Annotated in this window: 2 protein-coding genes; both read right to left on the bottom strand. The window is 36.9% G+C overall.

Translation table 11 applies throughout. The features are described 5' to 3' along the window. The coding region (locus tag ACIFO6_RS24155) for a phage portal protein (protein ID WP_430044595.1) at positions 1 to 768 on the bottom strand (768 nt) is incomplete at its 3' end. Positions 769 to 904: 136 nt separating this feature from the next. Beyond that, positions 905 to 1,540, bottom strand: a complete 636-nt coding sequence (gene bluB / locus ACIFO6_RS24150; RefSeq protein WP_430044593.1) for a 5,6-dimethylbenzimidazole synthase — start codon at positions 1,538 to 1,540, stop codon at positions 905 to 907. Positions 1,541 to 1,908: the final 368 nt, after the last annotated feature.

The following is a 1,908-nucleotide window of genomic DNA, read 5'->3' as shown; positions in this document are numbered from 1 at the left end:
CAACTTGGCATTCTCAATCACGAGATAGGCGTTGCGATGATCTGCGATTTCATTGACCAAATCAGAGTTCAAAGCGTTATAGGCATCAAATAAAGAAATCACATCATGGAAGCCACTTTTTCTCTCCGTATTGGCTGGACAGGAGATAAGCGGGACTCTTCCAAAGATGTGATTATGTTTGCCGATATATTTTAATTCAGGTGCTTGGTTTTGCTTTATTGGATTGTGTTTATCATCACTACTTATTGTATAGTGTAGAATTTCATGATCGGTATACACGTCCAAATATACTTGCTTATCGAATCGACGGGTAAATTTATGTAAGCCTAGTAATACATTTCGTTCTGCTGTTCCATCTTCCAACACATAGGCATTCAATGGAGATAATACTGTGGCTGAAAACTGGCCATCCGAATCAATATAGTTCAATTCATAGCTCTCGCCAAAGATTTCGGATTGTTTCCGAAGCTGTAGATTATGCTCTTTGTCCCAATGACTCATATGTACATCTATATTATGTATGGCTTCATCCTGATCTGACTTGGACACATAGTTTACTGGCTTTCCAAGTAGATAGCCCACTTCGTTGTCTACGAACTTACGTGGAAAATTGAAAATGAGCTTTTGATTGCTGCGGCTTTCTTGCATTGCATAGTTCTTGAGAATGGAGTGATTACCATTGTAGTAATCTGCATATTTCTGTTTGGCTATTGCAGCCGATTGGAGTTCATTTAGACATTCAATTATGATGGACTCGGTTATTTGCAAATAGGTTCTTCCTTTCAAAATGGGTTATGTAATTTTTGCTTGAATAAATAAAAGAACCACCCTTAATAAGGTAGTTCCTTATTGCACTGCCGTTTCCGTTAGCATCATATCTAAAGGGATTCAATTGCATTTTAAATTATTCCCAAACATTATGGTGTATTAGATTATTCAGATTTCGACGCCTCTCCCAATCTTCTTGTTCTAGGATTGGTTTTGTAGGATAAAAATCCGTATATCCTAATGAAATCAAAGCAACAGGGTCAATATGTGGCGGAATATTTAGTATTTCTCGTACGTCTGTTTTCTTGTAAAAACTAACCCATCCCATAGCTATCCCTTCTGCATAAGACGCCAACCACATATTTTGGATACAACAGGCGACGGATAAAATATCTGTTTCAGGAATAGAATTTCGCCCAAGTACATGTCCACCACCTCTCGTGGGATCACATGTAATACAGATCGTTATAGGTGCCTCCCTTATCCCCTCTAATTTTAGCGAGAGAAATCTTGTCTTTTTTTCATCTTCATAGTGTATGGACAACGCTTGTATTTCTTTATGACATGCATGCGCCAATCGTTCTTTAACCCCTTGAGAGTCAATGACAATAAAATCCCAAGGTTGCATAAAACCAACGGATGGTGCATGATGACCAGCCATTAATATGTTGTTTAACTTATCTTTGGATATGGGTTTTCCATTAAATGATCGAATATCTCTCCTTTCAAAAATGGCCTTAAATAGTCCTTCTCTTTCAGAATCATTTAACAATTTAATCCCTCCCTTAAAACAAAAATCCCCAGCCTAAATAAGACTGATAATGCGCCAGTACTCAAATTATTATGACAGGGCTTCAGACTCAAGTTTACATTGAAATTGGTATTTTTATGATATAACTCTAATATTATTTATGCTTGAAATCAATATTATCTCTTGCAGTTCATTATCAATCTGTAATCTAAACTGCCTGACCCTCAAAACAACAAACTGCGATCATAAAATTTCAGACTCTTTACCGACTGAATCAATTGAACAGCCCCATATAAACTATCTGGCGCATCGTCGTATGTACAATTTCGATTGTAATCCTTCACCTGATGGTTATATCTGAGATTATCTGCATTGAACAGAATATGACC

This window comes from Paenibacillus sp. NRS-1781 (assembly GCF_050467745.1).
Classification (GTDB): domain Bacteria; phylum Bacillota; class Bacilli; order Paenibacillales; family Paenibacillaceae; genus Paenibacillus; species Paenibacillus terrae_A.
The sequence above is the reverse complement of the archived record's forward strand: the minus strand, read 5'-3'. Positions and strand labels throughout refer to the sequence as shown.